The following is a 1,164-nucleotide window of genomic DNA, read 5'->3' as shown; positions in this document are numbered from 1 at the left end:
TGGAAACGCCGGACATAGTATACCACCCTCGCCGGGTTAAAGTGACCATAGCTGGCCGGACGAAAGTGACCCACCCCCGCCGGGCCAAAGTGACCCACCTTTAGATTAGATCTATCTGTAAAAAGTCTAAGTGCTTTTTTTGTTAAAAAGCACCATGGCGAACAAGCAGATAGACATGCGAAAAACAAAACTGATTTACAAACTGTACACCTCCGGTACGAGCAAGCGTGGGATAAGCCAACAATTGGGCATATCCCGTGTCACGGTCAGGAAGTACATCGAATTCTTCAGGCGGTACCGTTTTACCGCCTACGAAGTGGAGAAGATGACCCTAGAGGAACTCCACAACCTTTTTAAGGACGGGCAAAAGCGCAAGAGCCAACGTTTGCTGACCTTAAGGCAGTACTTTCCCTATTTTGACAAAGAGCTTCGCAAGACCGGGGTGACCAGACAATTGTTATGGGAAGAATATTATGCCAAGCACCCCGATGGCTTCAAGCTCTCACAGTTCAAGTATTGGTACGCCGAATGGCGCAAGGAGACCTCTCCGGTAATGCACATGGAGCACAAGGCCGGCGACAAGCTCTTTATAGACTTCACGGGAAAGAAACTCCATATTGTTGACAGGGACACCGGTGAACTGAAGGAACTGGAGGTGTTCGTGTGTATACTCGGTAGCAGCCAATACACTTATGTAGAGGCCTGTGCAAGCCAAAAACTGGAGGACTTCATCCGCTGCACCGAGAACGCACTATGGTTCTACGGCGGCGTACCAAAGGCCTTGGTGCCGGACAACCTTAAGTCGGCGGTTACCAAGAGCAGCCGTTACGAGCCCAAGGTCAACGAGGTGTTCGCCGACTTTGCCGAACACTACGAAACGGCAGTACTGCCCACACGTACCTATAGGCCAAGGGACAAGGCCATAGTGGAGAACGCCGTGAAGATAATCTACACCAGGGTGTTCGCCCCTTTACGGAACCAGGTCTTCCATAGCATGACCGATATCAACATCGCGATAAGGGAACTGTTGGAAAAACACAACGCAATGTCGTTCAGGGGAAGGGAATATTCCAGGTGTTCGCTTTTTATGGAGATCGAGAAGGGCGAACTGATGCCGTTACCGGCGAAACGCTATGAGGTAAAACGCTATGCCCAGGCCACCGT

At 50.7% G+C, this 1,164-nt stretch carries 1 protein-coding gene; it reads left to right on the top strand.

Annotated elements, in window-relative coordinates; all coding sequences use genetic code 11:
• Window positions 1-154 precede the first annotated feature (154 nt).
• Window positions 155-1,164: IS21 family transposase (gene istA, locus PY092_RS19635; RefSeq protein ID WP_275617418.1), on the top strand; the 1,010-nt coding region annotated here is incomplete at its 3' end.

Source organism: Flagellimonas yonaguniensis, from assembly GCF_029193885.1.
GTDB classification, from domain to species: Bacteria; Bacteroidota; Bacteroidia; order Flavobacteriales; family Flavobacteriaceae; genus Flagellimonas; species Flagellimonas yonaguniensis.
The sequence above is the reverse complement of the archived record's forward strand: the minus strand, read 5'-3'. Positions and strand labels throughout refer to the sequence as shown.